The 18,954-nt window shown below is 59.9% G+C and carries 19 protein-coding genes; 13 read left to right on the top strand and 6 right to left on the bottom strand.

Features of this window, described 5'->3' with window-relative positions; all coding sequences use genetic code 11:
• From BMY49_RS12965 to BMY49_RS12915, 11 genes are all read left to right on the top strand, one after another.
• A partial coding sequence (locus BMY49_RS12965; protein WP_208596199.1) for a transposase occupies window positions 1–335 on the top strand: 335 nt, incomplete at its 5' end.
• A 119-nt stretch (window positions 336–454) separates the two neighbouring features.
• Window positions 455–811, top strand: coding sequence for a RidA family protein (locus BMY49_RS12960; RefSeq protein WP_054641705.1), 357 nt, complete (start codon window positions 455–457; stop codon window positions 809–811).
• 115 nt (window positions 812–926) lie between these two features.
• Window positions 927–1,694 (top strand): helix-turn-helix transcriptional regulator, encoded by a 768-nt coding sequence (locus BMY49_RS12955; protein ID WP_054641706.1) that lies wholly within the window; start codon window positions 927–929, stop codon window positions 1,692–1,694.
• A 116-nt stretch (window positions 1,695–1,810) separates the two neighbouring features.
• On the top strand, window positions 1,811–2,167 hold the full coding sequence (locus BMY49_RS12950; protein WP_054641707.1) for a RidA family protein: 357 nt from the start codon (window positions 1,811–1,813) through the stop codon (window positions 2,165–2,167).
• Window position 2,168: 1 nt separating this feature from the next.
• The gene (gene lhpI, locus BMY49_RS12945; RefSeq protein WP_089675748.1) at window positions 2,169–3,110 is read left to right on the top strand and encodes a bifunctional Delta(1)-pyrroline-2-carboxylate/Delta(1)-piperideine-2-carboxylate reductase; all 942 of its coding nucleotides are present in this window, start codon (window positions 2,169–2,171) and stop codon (window positions 3,108–3,110) included.
• A 109-nt stretch (window positions 3,111–3,219) separates the two neighbouring features.
• The gene (gene dctP, locus BMY49_RS12940; RefSeq protein ID WP_089675747.1) at window positions 3,220–4,293 is read left to right on the top strand and encodes a TRAP transporter substrate-binding protein DctP; all 1,074 of its coding nucleotides are present in this window, start codon (window positions 3,220–3,222) and stop codon (window positions 4,291–4,293) included.
• 45 nt (window positions 4,294–4,338) lie between these two features.
• The gene (locus tag BMY49_RS12935; protein ID WP_089675746.1) at window positions 4,339–4,884 is read left to right on the top strand and encodes a TRAP transporter small permease; all 546 of its coding nucleotides are present in this window, start codon (window positions 4,339–4,341) and stop codon (window positions 4,882–4,884) included.
• The gene (locus BMY49_RS12930) at window positions 4,881–6,155 is read left to right on the top strand and encodes a TRAP transporter large permease (protein WP_074211014.1); all 1,275 of its coding nucleotides are present in this window, start codon (window positions 4,881–4,883) and stop codon (window positions 6,153–6,155) included. The genes BMY49_RS12935 and BMY49_RS12930 overlap by 4 nt, the downstream gene beginning before the upstream one ends.
• 20 nt (window positions 6,156–6,175) lie before the next feature.
• The gene (locus tag BMY49_RS12925; protein ID WP_089675745.1) at window positions 6,176–7,207 is read left to right on the top strand and encodes a histone deacetylase family protein; all 1,032 of its coding nucleotides are present in this window, start codon (window positions 6,176–6,178) and stop codon (window positions 7,205–7,207) included.
• Window positions 7,204–8,310, top strand: coding sequence for a class II histone deacetylase (locus BMY49_RS12920; protein WP_089675744.1), 1,107 nt, complete (start codon window positions 7,204–7,206; stop codon window positions 8,308–8,310). The genes BMY49_RS12925 and BMY49_RS12920 overlap by 4 nt, the downstream gene beginning before the upstream one ends.
• Complete coding sequence (locus BMY49_RS12915) at window positions 8,307–9,263, top strand: branched-chain amino acid transaminase (RefSeq protein ID WP_089675743.1); 957 nt, start codon at window positions 8,307–8,309, stop codon at window positions 9,261–9,263. Before BMY49_RS12920 ends, BMY49_RS12915 begins: the two co-directional genes overlap by 4 nt.
• Before the next feature lie 50 nt (window positions 9,264–9,313).
• On the opposite strand, the gene BMY49_RS12910 is transcribed toward BMY49_RS12915, so the two are convergent.
• The 6 genes from BMY49_RS12910 to BMY49_RS12885 all read right to left on the bottom strand — a co-directional run bounded on the left by BMY49_RS12910 (window position 9,314) and on the right by BMY49_RS12885 (window position 16,978).
• Window positions 9,314–10,438 carry a pyridoxal phosphate-dependent aminotransferase gene (locus tag BMY49_RS12910; RefSeq protein WP_089675742.1) on the bottom strand — a complete coding sequence of 375 codons (1,125 nt, stop codon included), beginning with the start codon at window positions 10,436–10,438 and terminating at the stop codon, window positions 9,314–9,316.
• 25 nt (window positions 10,439–10,463) lie between these two features.
• Window positions 10,464–11,846 carry an FAD-binding oxidoreductase gene (locus BMY49_RS12905; protein ID WP_089675741.1) on the bottom strand — a complete coding sequence of 461 codons (1,383 nt, stop codon included), beginning with the start codon at window positions 11,844–11,846 and terminating at the stop codon, window positions 10,464–10,466.
• Window positions 11,847–11,881: 35 nt separating this feature from the next.
• Window positions 11,882–13,513 (bottom strand): ABC transporter ATP-binding protein, encoded by a 1,632-nt coding sequence (locus BMY49_RS12900; RefSeq protein WP_089675740.1) that lies wholly within the window; start codon window positions 13,511–13,513, stop codon window positions 11,882–11,884.
• A gap of 9 nt (window positions 13,514–13,522) precedes the next feature.
• Window positions 13,523–14,356, bottom strand: coding sequence for an ABC transporter permease (locus tag BMY49_RS12895; RefSeq protein WP_058579887.1), 834 nt, complete (start codon window positions 14,354–14,356; stop codon window positions 13,523–13,525).
• Window positions 14,353–15,330, bottom strand: coding sequence for an ABC transporter permease (locus tag BMY49_RS12890; protein ID WP_089675739.1), 978 nt, complete (start codon window positions 15,328–15,330; stop codon window positions 14,353–14,355). The genes BMY49_RS12895 and BMY49_RS12890 overlap by 4 nt, the downstream gene beginning before the upstream one ends.
• A 91-nt stretch (window positions 15,331–15,421) precedes the next feature.
• On the bottom strand, window positions 15,422–16,978 hold the full coding sequence (locus tag BMY49_RS12885) for an ABC transporter substrate-binding protein (protein ID WP_089675738.1): 1,557 nt from the start codon (window positions 16,976–16,978) through the stop codon (window positions 15,422–15,424).
• Between the two features lie 212 nt (window positions 16,979–17,190).
• Between BMY49_RS12885 and BMY49_RS12880 the strand changes: the two genes are divergently transcribed.
• Window positions 17,191–17,883: a GntR family transcriptional regulator gene (locus BMY49_RS12880; protein ID WP_089675737.1), complete on the top strand. Its 693-nt coding sequence runs from the start codon at window positions 17,191–17,193 to the stop codon at window positions 17,881–17,883.
• Window positions 17,880–18,902 (top strand): histone deacetylase family protein, encoded by a 1,023-nt coding sequence (locus BMY49_RS12875; RefSeq protein WP_058579895.1) that lies wholly within the window; start codon window positions 17,880–17,882, stop codon window positions 18,900–18,902. Before BMY49_RS12880 ends, BMY49_RS12875 begins: the two co-directional genes overlap by 4 nt.
• Window positions 18,903–18,954 lie beyond the last annotated feature (52 nt).

Below are 18,954 nucleotides of genomic sequence, written 5' to 3'. Positions count from 1 at the left end.
CCGAGTCCGTGACCACCGATACGGTCATCGACGCGTTTGACCATTTTGTAGCCCAGAAAGACCCCGACACCTTCGCCGTGGTGGTGCTCGACAATGCCAGCATGCATCGCTCCAAGGCCTTCAGGCGGAAAATACTCGAGTGGATGTCGCATCGTGTTCATCTGGTCTACTTATCGGCTTACTCGCCGGAGCTGAATCTGATTGAGATTCTGTGGCGGCAGATGAAGTATGCATGGCTGCCGCTGAGTGCGTATCTTTCGTTTGATAACCTCTGTGATGAGGTACACCGGCTACTCGATGGCTACGGCACTGAGTGCGCGATTAATTTTGAATAGGCACTTAGGCCCTTTTTTTATGCCTGTTGTTTAGAGATATCCGTTAAACATATCTCGTGGTAAAAATGGTGCCGTGCCATCAATGTCATATAAAACGTAACTTTAACGGAGACAACCCCATGGGCGTGACCTATCACGAAAGCAATGCACGTATGAGCCAAGTGGCTGTTCATAACGGAACGGTTTACCTTGCGGGCCAAGTGCCAGCCGATGCCACGGTGGGTATGCGTGGCCAAACCGAGCAGGTGTTGGCGCGTATTGATGAGCTGCTGGCGCAGGCAGGTACCTCTAAAGAGCACCTGATTTCTGCTCAGGTGTGGGTGACCGACATGGCCGAGTTCGCGGAAATGAACGAAGTGTGGGAAGCCTGGGTGGTGCCGGGTCGCCCGCCAGTGCGCGCCGCTCTGGAAGCCAAGCTGGCCAAGCCTGAGTGGAAAGTGGAAATTATGGTGATTGCCGCACTGCCTGACGCCTAAGCGGTTACTGGCTGTTGCGGGGTGCGTTAATGAAACGTTAACGCACCCTCGCTTTTCAATAGGGCATCGCCGTATAGTAAAGGCTCTTGTTGAGAACCAACCCAGTGGTAAGTTTATGGCCCAGTTTGAGCTGCATAGCCGCAATTTGGCCCCAGAGCAGGTGGCGCACTCCCACGATTTCCACCAGCTAATCCTGGCGACGTGTGGCGTTACCGAGCTTGCCATGGAAGGCCAAGGGGGGCGGGTCACCGCTCGCCGTGGCTGTTTGATCCCTTCGTCGCGCCATCACGAGTATCAAGGCGATGGCAGCAATCGAACGCTGGTGCTGGATATCCCTGTGCAGCACTTAGCCACCTTGGAAAAGGGTAGTGAGATTGAGCGCTTATTCGATAAGCCGCGTTTCTTTACCGTTCCACCTGCTTTAAATCAGCTCACCCATGCGCTTGCGCATCAGCTTGACCAATGCCCAGCACTGCAAAATGAGATCGCTGTGTTGCTACTGCGGGCGCTCTATATGTACCTGCAAGACGCGCCAAAACAGACGGCCGACCAGCTCGGGGTGCGCTGTATCAGTGAGCGGCTTGATCTAGAGCGGTTGGATGCCTGGCTAGACCAACATTTGGCGGATGAAGTGCGCGTTGAGCAGCTAGCGGCCCTGTGTGCATTAAGCCCTGGGCACTTTTATAGCTGCTTTCGTGAATTAACCGGGGTGACGCCGCTGGCCTATGTACAGCGCAGGCGGTTAGATCATGCGCGCACGATGGTTCGCCATAGCGCGCTGAGTCTTGGCCACATTGCCATGCTGGTGGGCTTTCGCGACCAAGGCAGCTTCTCCCGCGCCTATCGTCGTTACTTTGAGATTTCCCCCTCTTCTGACAGATAACGCCTGAACACGCCGCCTGCCTGACTTGCGGGCAAATTTACCCGAGTTTCGGGCAAGCACACCCTTTTGCATCGTCGTAGTCTCAAGAGGATCCCCACCTTCCTTGGAGAGACCCCATGGGCGTGACCTATCAAGACAGCAATACTCGCATGAGCCAAGTGGCGATTCATAACGGCACGGTATACCTCGCAGGCCAAGTGCCAACGGATACCACCGCCGATATGCGTGGGCAAACCGAGCAAGTGCTTGCACGTATCGACCAACTGCTGGTGCAAGCGGGGACATCCAAAGAGCACCTAATTTCTGCTCAAGTGTGGGTCACCAGCATGGCGGAGTTCGATCAAATGAACCAAGCTTGGGATGCCTGGGTAGTGCCTGGCCGCCCGCCGGTGCGCGCCGCCGTGGAAGCCAAGCTGGCCAAGCCTGAGTGGAAGGTGGAAATCATGGTCATCGCTGCGCTGCTGGAGGCTTGATATGCAGGTCGTCTCGGCAGCGGAAGTCGCGCAATACTTAACTTGGCAGGGAGTCATTGACCGCTTACGGCACACCTTTGTGAACGGGGTAGAGTCGCCTCCTCGCCACCATCACGCCATGTACCGGCCAGATGGTGAAGCCACCATGCTGCTGATGCCCGCCTGGGAAGCCGCTGGCTATATTGGTGTGAAAATGGTCAACGTGTTTCCGCAAAACGCCGAGCACGGTATTCCCGCTATTTCCGGGCTTTACCTGCTCAGTGAAGGCAAGCACGGCCAGCCGCTGGCCTGTATCGATGGCAGTGAATTAACCCGCCGCCGTACCGCCGCTGCCTCTGCGCTGGCCGCCCAAGCGTTAGCCAATGAAGACGCCGAAACGCTGTTGGTCGTGGGCACAGGCAAGCTGGCCCCTATGGTGATCGAAGCCCACGCCAGCGTGCGGCCGATCAAGCGCGTGCTGATCTGGGGACGTAACCCCAGCAAGGCAACGGAGATTGCTGAGGAGTACGCAAGCCGTTTTGATACCCAAGTAGTAGAAGCATTACCCGCCGCCGTGGCGGAGGCAGATATTGTCAGTTGCGTGACGCTCTCCACCCAACCCATCATCAAAGGGGAGTGGCTAACCCCCGGAACTCACGTCGATTTAATTGGCGCGTTTCGGCCGCAAATGCGAGAAACCGATGCGCTTTGCTTGCGTCGCTCACAAGTATTTGTGGATACCTACGCCGGTGCAAAAGGTGAGGCAGGAGATATTCTGCAAGCGATTGATGAGGGTGAGTTCCAGTTTGAGCACATCCAAGCGGAGCTTGCTGAGGTGTTAACCGGTGCTAAACCTGGGCGCTCGGATAAAGACGCTATCACGCTGTTTAAATCGGTAGGGGCCTCCCTGGAGGATCTCGCAGCCGCGATTGAACTATGGGAATCACTGCCTAAACATCACTGATAAATCACGCTACAGGTCTGGCCGTACAACAACAATAAAGGCCACCACGCCCGTAGCACTGCAACGCCAGTCATAACGAAGACCATTAATAACCAAAACGAGGTGTGTTATGAACGCTAATCGCTCTTTGCTCTTCACTGCCCTCGCGGCACTTCCGCTGGCAGTGGCTAGCGCCACAGCCCAAGCCCAATCCTATGAAATGGTGATCGCCACCCAGCTACCGGAGGATATGAGCAATAACGAAATCTATCCGGCGCTGGTGCATTTTAAAAATCTCGTCGAAGCCCGTACCGATGGGGATCTTGAAGTCACTATCTTCGGCGGCGGCCAGCTCGGCTCTGAAGTAGAAAATGGCTCGGAAGTGCAGGGCGGCCGTACGTTGCAGTCCACCATCATGTCCGCAGGGGCCATGTCGTCGTTCTATGGCGACTACCAAGCGGTGACCGCACCGTTCCTATTTACCAGCTGGCGGCAAGCGTGGACGTTCTTTGATAGTGAGTGGTTTGCCGACTTTATGTCGGGCTCCGTGGATGCCGCGAGCATGCGCTATCTAGGCACCTTCGACGACGGCGGCGGCTTCGTAGCCTTTACCAATAACGTCCGTTTGATCGAAACCCTGGAAGATCTAGAAGGGCTCAATATCCGCACCGAAGAGAACCCGGCCCACGTCGCCATCATGCGCTCGTTAGGGGCCTCCGCGACGCCGCTGCCCTGGGGCGAGCTGATCACCGCGCTGGAAACCGGCTTAGCCGATGGTCAGTTCAACGCGCCGGTCCTTAATACCACCTTCAATTTCGATGCAGTGACCGACTACACCACCCTCACCGGGCATGTGTACAACAGCGCGCCTTGGGTGGTGAGCGAGTCCTGGTACCAATCGCTGCCGGAAACGCATCAGCAGGCGGTGATTAGCTCGGCGCGTGCGGCCATTCAGCTCAGCCACGGCATGTCGGGCGCGTTAGCCACCGCTAGTTGGGTCGAGTCCTGCGAGCGCTTTGAATCCTGTTATCTCATGCCCGATGCCGAACGTGAGCGTATGGCTGAAATTGCCCGCCCCGCTTGGCAGGAGTGGATCGTCAACGACTTCGGGATGGACGAGGCGCGCATGCAGGGCCTGCTAGATGAAGTCGAACGCGTGGGCCAGCAGCTAGCCGAAGATGACCTGCGGATTTACGGACAATAACGGTGATCAACGCTGGGGTCATGCGCCCCAGCGTGAGGAATAACCATGGGCGTTTTAACTCCTTTGCGCCGCTTAAGCGACCTGGTCAATCAGGTCGCTATCGTGGTGTGTGTGGGCTGTATTCTGGCGATGCTAGGCATCTCCTTTACCGCATTTTTATACAAATTGATCACGGGCAGCACGCTGAGCTGGACCTACTCGTTGGCGCGGCTGTTTTTGCCTTGGGTTGGTTTTCTCTCGATGACGATTTCGCTGCGCTACGGTGAGCACGTCGCCATGACGCTACTGGTACGCAGCTTGCCAAAAGTGATGGTGCAGGTGGCCGCCGGGCTTTGCCTAGCGGTGATTGGGCTGTTTGCGCTCATGCTCACCTGGTACGGCTGGGACTACTTTAGCAGCGCCACCCAGGTGTACATGGTCTCCGACCAAATCCGTATTCCCAGCAAGGTCACCGCCGTTGTCGTGCCGATGAGTGGGGGCATTATGCTGCTGCACTTGGTGCACGGGTTTGCACTGCTCGAACACTTTATGGATGAGCAGGACGTGATTGGCGAACTTATCGATACCGTTGATGGGGAGCACCGCTCATGACGCCTGCGATTATTGCGTTTGTTGTACTGCTGTTTATTGGCGCGCCGGTAGCCGTTGTGATGGCTATGTCTGGGTTGGCGGGTGGGTTTGCGATTGGCGGCGAGCGCATGCTCGGCATCATCGCCGACCGTATGTTCTCTGGCGTCTCCGGCTTTCTGCTGATCGCCGTGCCCTACTTTATTTTTACCGCAGAGCTAATGAACCAGGGCGGGCTGACCCACAAGCTGATCGCCTTCAACAATGCGCTGTTTGGCCGGGTGCGGGGCTCGCTCTCCCATGTGAATATCTCGGTGTCGGTGTTTTTTGCGGGCCTGACGGGGGCAGCGGTGACCGATACGGTGGCCATTGGCAAAATCATGATCCCCGAGATGAAAAAGCAGGGGTACGATGCCGAGTATGCAGCCGCAGTCACCGCGTGCTCTTCGATCATTGGGCCGATTATTCCCCCCAGCGTTGTGATGGTGGTGTACGCTACCTTGCTGCGGGATATTTCGGTGATCGATCTGTTTGCCGGTGGCATTATTCCAGGTCTGCTAATGGCCGTGGCGCTGCTAGGCGTTAGCTTCTTTTTAGCCTGGAAGCGTAACTATCCAAAACAGGCCCCCACGCCGTTTAAGATGGCGGTGATGTCATTTGTACTGGCGCTGCCCGCTCTTGTGGTGCCGATGATTATTCTAGGCGGCATTCTCTCTGGCTTAACCACCATCACTGAAGCGTCGGGGTTTGCTGCGGTGTACGCCATCGTGATCGGCGTGGTGTTCTACCGAAACTTAACCTGGCGCAAAATATGGCAGGCGTTAGTCACTACCGTGCGCTTTTCTGGCGTGGTGTTTTTTCTGCTGGCCACTTCGGCAGTGCTAGGCTGGTTTGTGACCCGTTCAGGCATCGCGCGGGATGCAGCCAGTATCATCACCACCTTTAGCGATGTGGCCTTTATACAGTTGATGCTGGTGTGCCTGCTACTGTTGTTGATTGGCACCGTCATGGATGTGCTGCCCGCGTTGGTAGTCATTGCGCCGGTGCTGGTGCCTGCCATGATTCAGCTTGGCTTTGACCCGCTCCACTTCGCTATTCTGATGATTGTGGTGCTCAATATCTCGAACGTCACACCGCCGGTGGGGATGACGCTAATGACCGCCGCGCGAATAGCCGAGGTGCCCTATGAACGGGCCATTGTGGCGTCGCTGCCATTTTACGTCTCGTTTTTGGTGGTGATTGTGCTGTTGGCGGCTTTCCCAGTGCTCTCCACCTGGATACCGTCACTGCTGTGACTAGCTAAGGACTGCGACCCATGAAGTGCTTTTATCACCCTGACCAAGCGATGCATGCGCCGCCTACCTTCCTGCTACGTGGCCAGCCCGTCGCATCGCCGGAAGGCCCGGTGCGTGCCGAGCTACTGACGCAGGGGTTAGCAAAGGCTGGCTTAGTGCTCACTGCGCCAGTTGAGTCAGACTCCCCCAAGCTGCGCAAGCGCCTAGAGCAAATTCATACGCCGCGCTACCTGACGTTCTTAGAAACGATCTATGCCCGCTGGCAGGCGCTGCCCAATGCCGCCGAGTTTGTGGCACCCAACATTCACCCCTGCGGCGGAGGCCACCACTACCCCCGCCACCCGATTGGGCAAGCGGGCTGGCACCTGCACGATATGGCCTGCCCGCTCAGCGCGACTAGTTTTCAAGGCGCGCTGGCCTCGGCCGTCACCGCAGAGGCGGCGGCAGAAGCGGTGTTAGACGGGGAAGCGGTGGCCTATGCGCTGTGCCGCCCGCCAGGCCACCATGCTGGGCCGGAGCGCGCAGGCGGCTTTTGCCTGCTGAACAACTCTGCGCTAGCCGCCACCGTGCTGCGCGAACGCTTTGCCAAGGTGGCGATTATCGATGTAGACCTGCACCACGGTAACGGCACCCAGGATATTTTCTACGCCAGAAACGATGTATGGACCGGTTCGCTACACGCCGACCCCAGCGATTTTTATCCGTTTTTCTGGGGCGGTGCCGATGAAGAGGGCAGCGATGAGGGCGTGGGTTGCAACGTGAATCTCCCCCTGCCGGTGGGCAGCGATGGCGAGGTCTATTTGGATGCGCTGGCGATCCTGATCGACCATCTGCAGCGCTATGAGCCGGATGCCGTGGTGGTCGCGCTGGGGTTAGACGCCCATAAGGATGACCCGCTAGCGGGCCTGCATGTGGAAACCGAGGCGTTTATCGAGGTGGGCAAACGTTTAAAAGCGCTCTCGCTACCCATGGTGATTGTGCAGGAAGGCGGCTACCCCACCGAGCATTTAAGCGCCAACCTAGCGGCCTTTATGCAGGGGTTTACCGCATGAGTAAAACCGGATTTTACTGGCACGAACGCTGCTTTTGGCACGACCAGGGGGCCATTGGCGTGTTTTCCGCGCCGGGGGAGTTCTTGCAGCCCCAGGCCGCCTCTGAAAGCCCAGAGAGCAAGCGGCGGCTGAAGAATATTCTGGAAGTGAGCGGGCTGATTGATGAGCTTCACGTAGTGAAGCCACCTGCCGCCACGATGGAAGACCTGCGGCGTTTTCATACCCCGCGTTATTTGGATGAACTGCAAGCAGGGGATAAAGCACGAGGGGGCAATGGCGGCGACTGCGCGCCCTATATGCCGGGCAGTTGGGCGGCGGCAACCCACTCAGCGGGGCTGGTCATCGCCGCCGTTGAGGCCGTGGCACTGGGCGACGTGGATAACGCCTATGCGCTATGCCGCCCTCCGGGCCACCATGCCGAAGCCGATCAAGGCCGAGGGTTCTGCCTGCTGGGCAATATTCCCGTCGCGGTGATGCGTGCCCGCGCCCTAGGTCAAGCCAAACGGGTAGCGATACTCGATTGGGACGTTCACCACGGCAACGGCCAGCAGGCGGCGTTTTATCACGACCCCGATGTCTTCACCGTTTCCATGCACCAAGCGGCCAACTACCCGCTGGAAACCGGTGGTTTTGACGAGCAGGGAGAAGGGGCCGGGCTAGGCGCTAACCTTAACCTGCCGCTGCCCCCTGGCTGTGGCCTGGGGGCCTACGCGTATGCCATGGAAACGTTGGTGCTGCCCGCGTTGGAGGCATTCAAGCCTGACCTAATCGTGGTGGCCTGTGGCTATGATGCCTGCGCCAAAGACCCGCTAGGTAAGATGCTGCTCAATAGCCAGGCTTTCGCCACTATGACCGCTCAAGTCAAGGCCGTGGCAGAGCGCTGCTGCAGCGGCAAGTTGGTGGTGGTGCATGAAGGCGGCTACTCCGAAGGCTACGTGCCGCTCTGCGGTCATGCGGTGATCCAAGCCCTTGCGGGCAGCAAGACCGCCGTATTCGATCCACAAAACGACGAAATTGCCGCCTGGGGCTACCAATCGCTACAGCCGCACCAGCAGGCGCTCATCGATGGCTGGCAACAACAGTGGGAGCAAATGACCCGATGACACCGCTTTATGATCGTGACGGCTGGATTTGGCAGGATGGCCAGTGGCTGGCCTGGCGGGACGCCAAAGTGCATGTGTTCACCCATACGCTGCACTATGGCATGGGCTGTTTTGAAGGCGTGCGCGCTTACGCAGGGCCGCAAGGCCCGCAGCTGTTTCGGGTAGCGGAGCACACGCGAAGGCTAGTGGAAAGCGCCCACGCGCTGGATATCCCGCTGCCGTTTAGCGAAGCCGAGCTGATCGATGCCCAGCGAGAGAGCCTGACTAAAAATGGGTTAAGCAGCGCCTATTTAAAGCCCACCGTGTTTCTCGGCGCGGAAGGCCTAGGGCTGCGTGCCCAAGGGCTGACCACCCATGTGATGATTGCCGCCTGGGATCTAGGGCCCTACCTTTCCCCTCATGCAGCGTCCCACGGGCTGCGCGCCTTGACGTCCTCTTGGGCGCGTCACCACGTCAACATCAGCCTGTGCCGCGCTAAAACCAGCGGCCACTACGTGAATTCGATGCTGGCGCTCAACACGGCAGTCAAAGCGGGTTTTGATGAAACTATCATGCTCGACCCCGAAGGCTATGTGGCCGAGGCCTCGGCGGCGAACGTCTTTTTACTGCGCGATGGCGTGCTACACACCCCGGAAGTGACCTCCTGCCTGCAGGGCATCACCCGAGATAGCGTCATTCAACTGGCCCGGGATGTGTTGGGCATCGAAGTCAAAGAACGGCGCATTACCCGCGATGAGCTTTACACCGCCGATGAGGCATTTTTGACCGGCACCGCCGCCGAAATTCTGCCGCTAAGAGAGCTGGATGGGCGCAGAATCGGCACTCGCTCCGGGGCGCCGCCCCTTAGCGAGCCGGTGGCGGCGAATAGCGTAACGGCCCAGCTGCAGCATCTTTATCGCCAAGCCGTGCGCGGCGAACTAGACGCCTACCGGCACTGGCTAACCCCGGCATAACGGGCTGATTGCTTTGAAGTCGCCCCGGCTTTGCTCCGGGGCAGGCGGTGCTAGCCGTGCTGCTGAAGCGCTTTTTCCAGCGCGGCCAATCTGCCGGGCGCTAACGCGTCCTCGACCGCTGTAATTCGGATCACGTTGGCCAATTCCGGGTGGGCGAGGCGGGCTACCAGCACGCCCTCGGCCAACAGCTCCTGATGCACCGCTGCCGCCAACTCCGCGCTGGGTAGCCGAATGCCGACGAAGTTCGTCGCGCTGGGGAGCACGTCGGCACCCAGCGCCGTGAAGTGCAGCGCCAGCTGTTCGCGGCGGGCTTTCACTGCTTCAATGTGCTGGCGTACTTCGTCGGGGTGATCGAGCACGACTTCAGCCGCCGCCTGAGTGAACGACGACACCGCGTAGTGAATACGCACTTTCATCATCATCGCCAGCACGTCAGGCTCGGCAATTGCGTAGCCAATACGCATCCCGGCCAGGCCGTGGGCCTTGGAGAGCGTACGCAGGCGAATCACGCCCGGCAGCGCCTGGCCAAGGAACTCGCTGCCCGCGTCGTCACGAAAATCGCCGTAGGCCTCGTCTAGCAGCAGCCAGCACGCCTCCGGCAGCGCCTCGCGCAGCTTGAGAATCGCGGTATCGCTATGCAGGTGACCGCTAGGATTGTCGGGGTTCGCCAGGTACACCAACCGCGCCTCTTCTTGATGGGCGGCGGCTGCCAGCGCTTCTAAATCCGGGGCGAGCACGCCGGGGGCTTCATGGTAGCTGGGCTCGATCAAGTGGCAGCCCTGGCCCTGGGCGAAGTAACCGAAGGTAGGGTAGGTGCCTGCGGTGCTCACCACCGCATCGCCCGCCGTGCAGGTAGTACGCAGCGCTAGGGCGATCAGACTATCGGCACCGGCATCCACCAGCAGGTGATCCAGGGGAATGTTCTGCTGTGCGCTCAAGCGTTGACGTACCCCCAGCGCCTCGGCATCGCCATAGCAATAAACGTGCTGCGCCACCGCATCGCCAAAGTGCTCCCGCAGGGCGCGGTGCGGCATGTCTAATCCCTCGTTAGAGCCCAGCCGGTGCGGAAGCTCCCGACCAAGTTTCCGCTCTAGCACTTTGATACCCGGGAAAGGGTTGTGGGGACCTTCGCTTGTAAGGTGCGCGGGGTAGCGGGGCGTTCTATGCGAGGACATGGGCGAATCCTAAAAATAAAAGTGGTTAGCTTAAAATCTTACCGCGATTCAGTAGTCGGTGTGGGTCAAGCGCGTGCTTTAGCGTTTGCATCAGTTCGATTTCCGCGCTAGAGCGGCAGGTGCTTAGCCAGGGGCGCTTCTCCAGGCCGATACCGTGCTCGGCAGAGATCGAGCCGCCCAGTGCGGCCAGTGGTTGATAAACCATGGCTTCTACTTCGCGGCGAACCGACAGCTCGGCACTTCCTGTACTCACGGAAATATGCAGGTTGCCATCGCCTAAGTGGCCAAACACTACCAGCCGAGCGTCAGGCCAGCGCTTGGTTAACTGCGCTTCCAGCGCATCGGTATAGCGCTGCATCTCGGCAATCGGCAGGCTGACATCGAAGGTCAATACGGGGGCAAGGCCTTTGACCAGACCTTCGATATCCTCGCGTATCGCCCATAGGCCGTCGCGCTGGGTGCTCGACTGCGCCAAGACTGCATCGACGATCAGCCCGCTCTCTAGCGCGCTTTCCAGGGCTTCACTGAACTGGGTAGCGTTACGCTCGGCATCGCTGCCTAGCGATTCGATGATCACATAGAAAGGGTGCTCAGGAGCAATCGGCGCCATGTGGCGGCCAAGCGTTTCCGTCAGCAAGCGGTAGTGATTCTGCCACATGACTTCGAAAGCACCCAAGCTGCCGCCCAGCGCTTTCCCCATCTGGCTGAGCAGCCCCGTCAATGCGTCGAAGGAGGGGCAGGCCACCATGGCGGTTTGTTCAAAAGGCGTCGGGGGCTGCAAGCGCAGCACGGCGCGGGTAACGATACCCAGCGTGCCTTCGCTGCCGATGAAGAGCTGCTTTAAATCGAACCCGGCGTTGTTCTTCAGCATCCGGTTCATGGAGCTGACCACCCGGCCGTCGGCCATCACGGCCTCTAGCCCCAGCACCTGTTGGCGCATCATGCCGTAACGAATCACCCGCACGCCCCCAGCGTTGGTGGCGATATTGCCGCCGATGGTGCAACTGCCCCGCGCGCCCAAATCCAGCGGGAACTGTAGGCCCACCTCTCTGGCGGCTTCCTGTACCCGCTGCAGCGGTGCTCCTGCTTGCACGGTCAGCGTCCCGCCCACGCGGTCTATCTCTTCGATGGCCGTCATGCGTTCGAGGGAGATCACCAGCTCGTCAGGACTAGCTTCGGCGCCATGCACCAGCCCCGTCAAACCACCGTGAGTCACGATTGGCTGCCTTGCCTCATGGCAGGCGCGCATCACCGCCGAGAGCTGTTCGGTATCCGCCGGACGGACGATGGCGCCTGCTTGGCAGGGGGCGCCGGTCATCCAATCCTCACGCCGACTGCTCACATCGTCGCCGGTCAATACATGAGGCGCGCCAACGATGGCGCGCAGCGTTTCCAGGGGTATTTGCATGTGGGTTCCTTCGCCTATCATGTCCATTTCGTCAATCACGCGGTGGCGGCTACGGGCGCTTCGCGGCCTGGAATGGCGTCGAGCAGGTCTTGGGTATACGCCTCACGCGGGGCGAGAAAAATCTGCTCGGCGCTGCCCTGCTCGATGATACGGCCGTGTTGCATCACCACGATGCGGTCACACAGCTGCGCAGCGACGCGCAGGTCGTGGGTGATGAACAGCAGCGAAAGCGACAGGCGCTGTTTCAGTTCCTCCAGCAGCTCCAGCACCTGGGCTTGAATGGAGACGTCGAGGGCGGAGACGGCTTCGTCGGCGACGATCAGTTCCGGGTCGAGCGCCAGCGCTCGGGCGATGCCGATTCGCTGGCGCTGGCCGCCGGAAAATTCGTGGGGGTAGCGCTCCACGGCGCTGGCGCCCAGGCCCACCATATCGAGCAACTCGCCCGCCCGTTTCAGTGCGGCGGCCTTTGGCGTGCCGTTGGCAATCGGCCCTTGGGCAATCGCCATGCCCACCTTGGTACGCGGATTGAGCGAGGCGTAGGGGTCTTGGAAGATCATCTGCACCCGGTGGCGTTCGCGGCGCAGCGCGTCGCCTTTTAGCTGCGAGAGGTTGACGCCGTCCAACAGCAGCTCGCCGCTATCCGGGTGCTCCAGGCGAACGACGCAGCGGCCCAGGGTCGATTTTCCCGAACCGGACTCCCCCACGATGCCCACGGTTTCCCCCCGGGCGAGCGTGAGCGATACGTCATTCAGCGCATGCACCTCGCGGGCAGGCTTGAACCAGCCGCCTCGCGAGCGGAACACTTTTTGCAGCCGTTTGATTTCCAGCAGCGGCGCGACCTGGCCGATGTCGCGGTGGGGCGGCACCGCATTGCTGGGAATAGCCGCAATCAGCGCCTGGGTGTAGGCGTCTTGGGGGTTTTTCAGTACCGAGCGGGCGTCGCCCAGCTCGACGATCTTGCCGTGGCGCATCACGCAAACGCGGCTGGCAATCTCGGCCACCACGCCAAAGTCGTGGGTGATGAACATCACGGCCATGCCGCGCCGCTGCTGCAGGTCGCGAATCAGCGCCAGTATTTGCGCCTGGGTGGTGACATCCAGCGCCGTGGTAGGCTCATCGGCAATCAGCAGCGTGGGCTCCAGCGCCAGCGCCATGGCGATCATCACCCGCTGGCGCTGGCCGCCGGAAAGCTCGAACGGGTAGGCGCGAATGGCTTTCTCCGGCTGCGGGATACCGACTTCGATGAGCAGTTCCAGCGCGCGGGCCTGGCGCTCCTTGGGGGTAAGCTGATCGTGGGCTTCGAATACTTCGGCAATCTGTGCGCCGACGCGCATCAGCGGGTTCAGGGCGGTCATCGGCTCTTGGAAAATCATGCCGATTTTCAACCCGCGCAGGGTGCGGTGCTGCTTTTCCGACAGGGCGAGCAGATCCTGCCCTTCGAACAGCACTTCGCCCTGGGTAGCGTTCACGCCTTTGGGCAGCAGGCCCATGATGGCGTTCGCCGCCATCGACTTGCCGGAGCCCGACTCGCCCACCACGCACATGATTTCACCGCGCATGACCTCGTAGCTCACGCCCTCGACCGCGAGTGCGCGGTCGGCCCCTTTCGGGAGGGCAATGCTCAGTTCGCGAATGCTGAGAACCGTTTCTGTAGTGACATCCGTCATGGCGAGCTCCTAGCGTTCGCGGGAAAGTTTCGGGTTGAGGGCGTCGTCGAGCCCTTCGCCCACTAGGTTAAGCGCGAGCACCGTCAGGAGGATGGCCAAACCGGGGAAGAAGCTTAGCCACCACGCCTGACGAATGACCGTTCGCGCCGCCCCAATCATGTAGCCCCAGGACATCACGTTGGGATCGCCTAAACCGAGAAACGACAGCGCCGACTCCAGCAGGATCGCGGTGGCCACCATCAGCGAGGCCAGCACGATAATCGGCGATAATGTGTTGGGCAGAATCTGGCGCAGGATGATCGTGCTATTGGACTGGCCCACCAAGCGGGCGGCTTCGACATACTCGCGGTTGCGCAGCGACATGAACTCCGCGCGCACCAAACGCGCCACCGGCGGCCAACTGACAATCGCAATCGCCAGGACGATCGAGGTGACGCTGGGCTGCATGATCGCCACCAGCACGATGGCCAGGGCAAAGTTGGGAATCGTCTGGAAGAACTCGGTAAAGCGCATCAACGCGTCATCGACCAAGCCTCCGTAGTAACCAGCAATGGCCCCCAGGGGCACACCAATCAACAGTGCAACGCAGGTGGATACCAGCCCGATCAATAGCGACACCCATGCGCCGTGCATCAGGCCCGCCGCCACGTTACGGCCCATGGTGTCGGTGCCCAGCAAAAAGCCCTCTTGGGAGAACGGCGGCAAAAAAGGCCGCTGTACCATGCGCCAGGGCGATTCAGGAAACAGCACGGGGGCCAGCACCGCCATGGCAATCATCAGCAGCAGAATGACCAGCCCCACGAGGGCCCCACGGTTCTGCGCAAAGCGTGCGAAAAAGCTCATGACGCCCCCTTGATACGCGGATCGGCCAAGCGATACACCACGTCGGTGATGATGTTGAAGACGATGACCAGCGCCGCCGAGAAGAAGAAAATGCCCAGCAGCAGGTTGTAGTCCCGCTGCTGAAGCGCTTCGAACATCAGGCGGCCGATACCGGGCCAGGCAAACACGGTTTCGGTCAGGATCGCCCCGCCTACCATTTGCCCGGCCTGCAGGCCCGCCAGCGTAATGATGGGCAGTAGGGCGTTACGCAGCACGTGGCGGCGCTGAATGGTGCCCGGCTTGAGCCCTTTGGCTCGCGCCGTTTTGACATAATCCTGCTGGGCGGCATCCAGCATGGAGGTGCGCGTCATACGGGTATAAATCGCCATGAAAAATAGCGCCAGCGTGGTGGCGGGGAGCACCAAGTGCTTAGCCACATCGAGCACCAGCGCAAACCCTGTGTGGCCCGCGCCCACGGTATACAGCCCGTAGGCGGGCAGCCAGCCCAAGTAAACCGAGAACACCACCACCGACATCAGCGCCACCCAAAACAGCGGTGTGGCGTAGAACACCAGCGCTAACGCCATGATCAGCGAGCCGGACGGTTTCTTGACGCGGGCAGCCGCCATGGAGCCGGCCACGATGCCCAACACCAGCGAGAGTACGAAGGCGGTGCCGGTCAGCAGTAGGGTGGCAGGTAAGCGATCCATGATCAGATCGAACACCGGCACGCCCAGCCGGTAGGAGTAGCCGAAATCGAGCATGGCGATACCCGACACATAGCGCCACAGCTGCACGTACATCGGCTGGTCGAGCCCGAATCGCTCGCGCAGCTGGTCGAGAAACTCCTGGTCGGCGGCACCGGCTTCGCCCGCCAGAATGGCGGCCGGGTCCCCGGGGGCCATTTGAATCAGTAAAAAATTAAAAATGACGATGAGAAACAGCACAATCACGGCTTTGAACAGCCGCATCAGAACGAGGCGCGCATAAACCATAAGTCGTTTCCTGACGGATACCTTCGAGACATAGCTAACGAGCGATAGCTAAAAAAAACCCAGGCAGCTCGCGCTACCTGGGTAGCCTGGCCTAGCGATCTAACCAAGCATCTTTAAAGCCGTCGTTAACCCCCACGCCAGAAGTGACGAGGTTTTTCACATCACAGCGGTACAGCGTCGGAAACCCCAGCTCCATCAACCAGCCGACCGGGACGTCCTCATGTAAAATTTCCTGCACTTCGAGGTAGAGCGCTTCACGCTCTTCATCGGGGAAGGCGGTGGCGGCCGCGTTGAAAAGTTCGTCGACGCGCTCGTTCTCATAGCCTTCGACGTTATTCCAGGGCGAGCCCTTGGCGATGTTGTCGGACAGGTAAGTGCGTGAAATCCCCAGTGCCGGGTCGCCATACTGATAAAGGTAGGTAAAGGCCAGGTCGTAATCCCAATCGCCCAGGCGCTGGTTCCAGCCGCCCACGTCGGTGGCTTGGGTGCTGACGTTGATACCCACTTCACGCAGGTTTTGCTGCACGGCTTCGGCCCAGCGGGTCCAGGTCTCACCGTAGGGCAGCGGTAAAATGGTGATCTCTTCACCGTCGTAGCCCATTTCGTCGAGCAGCTCGCGGGCACGCTCAGGGTTGTGATCGTAGGGCTCCAGGTCGTCGTGTTGGAAACGCGCGTTAGAGCCAAACGCCGAGAGCGGTACGTTCCCCAGGCCGTTCCACAGCACGTCCTTGGCAAACTCGCGATCCATGGCGTACATGACCGCTTGGCGGAAGCGTTTGTCGGCGGTCGGGCCTTCGCGGTTATTCATCCATAGCATGGCGAAGGGGCTGAAGTACTCGTGGCCCTCTTCGGTCATACAGACGTTATCCATGGCCGACAGGCGCGGAATATCGAAGTTTTCCACGGTGCCGCTGGGCAAGACATCGATGGTACCGTTTTCGAACGCCACTGCGCGGGAGCCGCCATCGGGAATCACGTGCCAGTTGACGCCATCCAGATAGGGCAGCCCCTCTTCGTAGTAGTCGTCGTTTTTGACCAGCTCGATGACGGTGCCGCGCTCCCAGTTGGCAAACTTGAACGGGCCCGTGCCAATCGGGTGGTCGTTATGCTCGTTATTACGGAAGTCGGTGCCCGCGTAAAGGTGCTCGGGCACCATGGTGAACGTGCCCGCTTCGAACGAGATCAGGAAAGGCCCAAACGGCTCTGTCAATGTGAACACTACCGTGTGGTCGTCGGTGGCCTCGATGCTTTCCACATGCTGTAACACGGCCCGTGCGCTGGGGTTCAACTCACGGTGGAAAACATCGGCGGAGAACACCACGTCATCGGCGGTGAAGGGTTCACCGTCGTGCCAGGTCACGTCTTCCCGAAGATGAAACGTGTAGGTGCGCCCATCGTCACTGACCTCCCACGACTCGGCCAACTGCGGCATGGGTTCTAAATCGGTGGTGTAACGCAGTAGCCCCTCATAGATATTGCCCGCGACGGTGCGGGTAGGGGCGTTTTGAATCATGCCCAGCACCAGGCCCGGCGGCTCAGGCTGAATGATCGTATCGATGGTGCCGCCCCGTTGGGGCTCTTGTGCCGTGGCGGCGGTGGAAAGGGCAAGCGCTGCAGCGGTAATGGCCAAAGCCAGTGGTGTCTTCATGTTTCCTGCTCCTCGGTTATTAGCACGTAATGTGTTTACGTCGTCGTTAGGCGAGCGAGGCGTGACGGTAGAGACCGATTGTGATGTTTGTTGGAGGTCCTCTTTGACCATAGCAGCGCTTGGTTAAACTGTCGACAGTCGTCAATCGGCCGTCGACAAAGAGCCCTTTTTTGTCATACTGAGCAGTATATGAATGATCGAGAGCGCACTTTATGGCCCCTCCGCTAGCAGCACCCAATACCTACATTCAGCAGCATAACCTTGTCGAGCAGGTGGCCGATTACTTAACGCAAGCGATTATTCAGCAGCACTTTTTACCCGGCGAACGCCTGTCAGAAGTCCAGCTTTCCAAGGACCTGGGCGTGAGTCGTGCACCTGTGCGTGAAGCAGCACGTTTGCTGGAGAGTCGCGGCCTGCTGATCTCGAAACCGCGGCGGGGGTTTTTCGTCCGGGCGTTGAAAGCCGTTGAACTGGAAGACGTCTTCGATCTGCGGCTGTGCTTGGAGCGGCACGCCATCCAGCGTTTGGCCGAGCGTTACAGCGGCGAGGCTGAGCGCGCGTTGAAGCAACAAGTAGAGGTGTTGTGCGAGGCGGCCGCCAGTAACGACGGGACGCGCCGTATCGAGGAAGACCTGCAGTTTCACCGCCTCATGCTGCACTACGCAGGCAACGAGCGGCTGCTGCGTGCCTTCGATAACCTGACCCACGAGCTGCGGCTCTGTATCACGCTCATCACCAAGACCCACGAAGCCCCCGACACCATCGCCACCAGCCATTTCAAGCTGCTGGACGCTCTTGCCAGCGGCCAAGCAGGCATGTGCCGTGAAGCCATCGATTACCACATCGGCGTCGCCCGCGATTTCGTGGTGAAAGGGGTGAGCGACAGAGGAGCCCCCTTACCATGAAGACGTTCTTTCACGCGGACCAGGCGCTTCATCATCCGCAGACCTACTTCTCCCGTGGCAAAATGCGCACGCCCCAGGAAGTGCCCGAACGCGCCATGCACTTGCTGGCCGCTGCCAAGCGGCTGGGCTTTGATATTCGGAGTCCTGCGGATCACGGCGCGGGGCCGATCAGGGCCGTGCACTCGCTGCCCTATCTGCGTTTTCTGGAAAGCGCCCATCGGCGCTGGCAGGCGATGGGTGAGGATTGGGGGGAGGAGGTGATCTCCAATATCTTCGTGCGTTCGCCCAACGCACTGCGCGGCATTCTGGCCGAAGCGGCGCGCTACCTGGCCGATGGCAGCGCGCCGGTGGGGCAGCACACTTGGCACTCGGCGTACTGGTCGGCGCAAAGTGCCGTAGCGGGTGCCAAGGCGTTACTGGCCGGAGAGCCTTTCGCCTATGCCTTGTCTCGCCCGCCGGGTCACCACGCGAGCATCGATTCCGCGGGTGGTTTCTGCTTCCTCAATAACGCCGCCATTGCGGCACAACATCTTACCTCGCGGTTTCCACGCATCGTCGTGCTCGACCCGGACATGCACCACGGCCAGGGCATTCAAAACATTTTCTACCAGCGCGACGATGTGCTCTATATCTCCATCCATGGCGATACCACCAACTTCTACCCGGGGGTCTCCGGCTTCGAGGAGGAGCGCGGGGAAGGCGCCGGGCTGGGTTACAACCTCAACCTGCCCATGCCGCACGGATCAAAAGAAGCGGTGTTCTTCGAGCGCTTGGCGGACGCTTGCCAGGCCATCCGTCTATTTGAGCCCGACGCGCTGGTGCTGGCGCTAGGATTCGATATTTACGAGCGCGATCCTCAAGCCAAAGTGGCCGTCTCTACCGCCGGGTTTGCGGAACTTGGCCGACGGGTAGCAGAGCTGAACGTGCCCACCCTGGTGGTACAGGAAGGCGGCTACTACCTGGAAGGGCTGGAAGCCAACGCGGTGAGCTTTTTTGAAGGATTGCTGATGCGCCGCTGATCGTACTACCACATTCCAGCCGCTTCACCGAGAAGAGTAAGACAAGCGCTGG

It is taken from the genome of Vreelandella aquamarina, assembly GCF_900110265.1.
GTDB lineage: Bacteria > Pseudomonadota > Gammaproteobacteria > Pseudomonadales > Halomonadaceae > Vreelandella > Vreelandella aquamarina.
The sequence above is the reverse complement of the archived record's forward strand: the minus strand, read 5'-3'. Positions and strand labels throughout refer to the sequence as shown.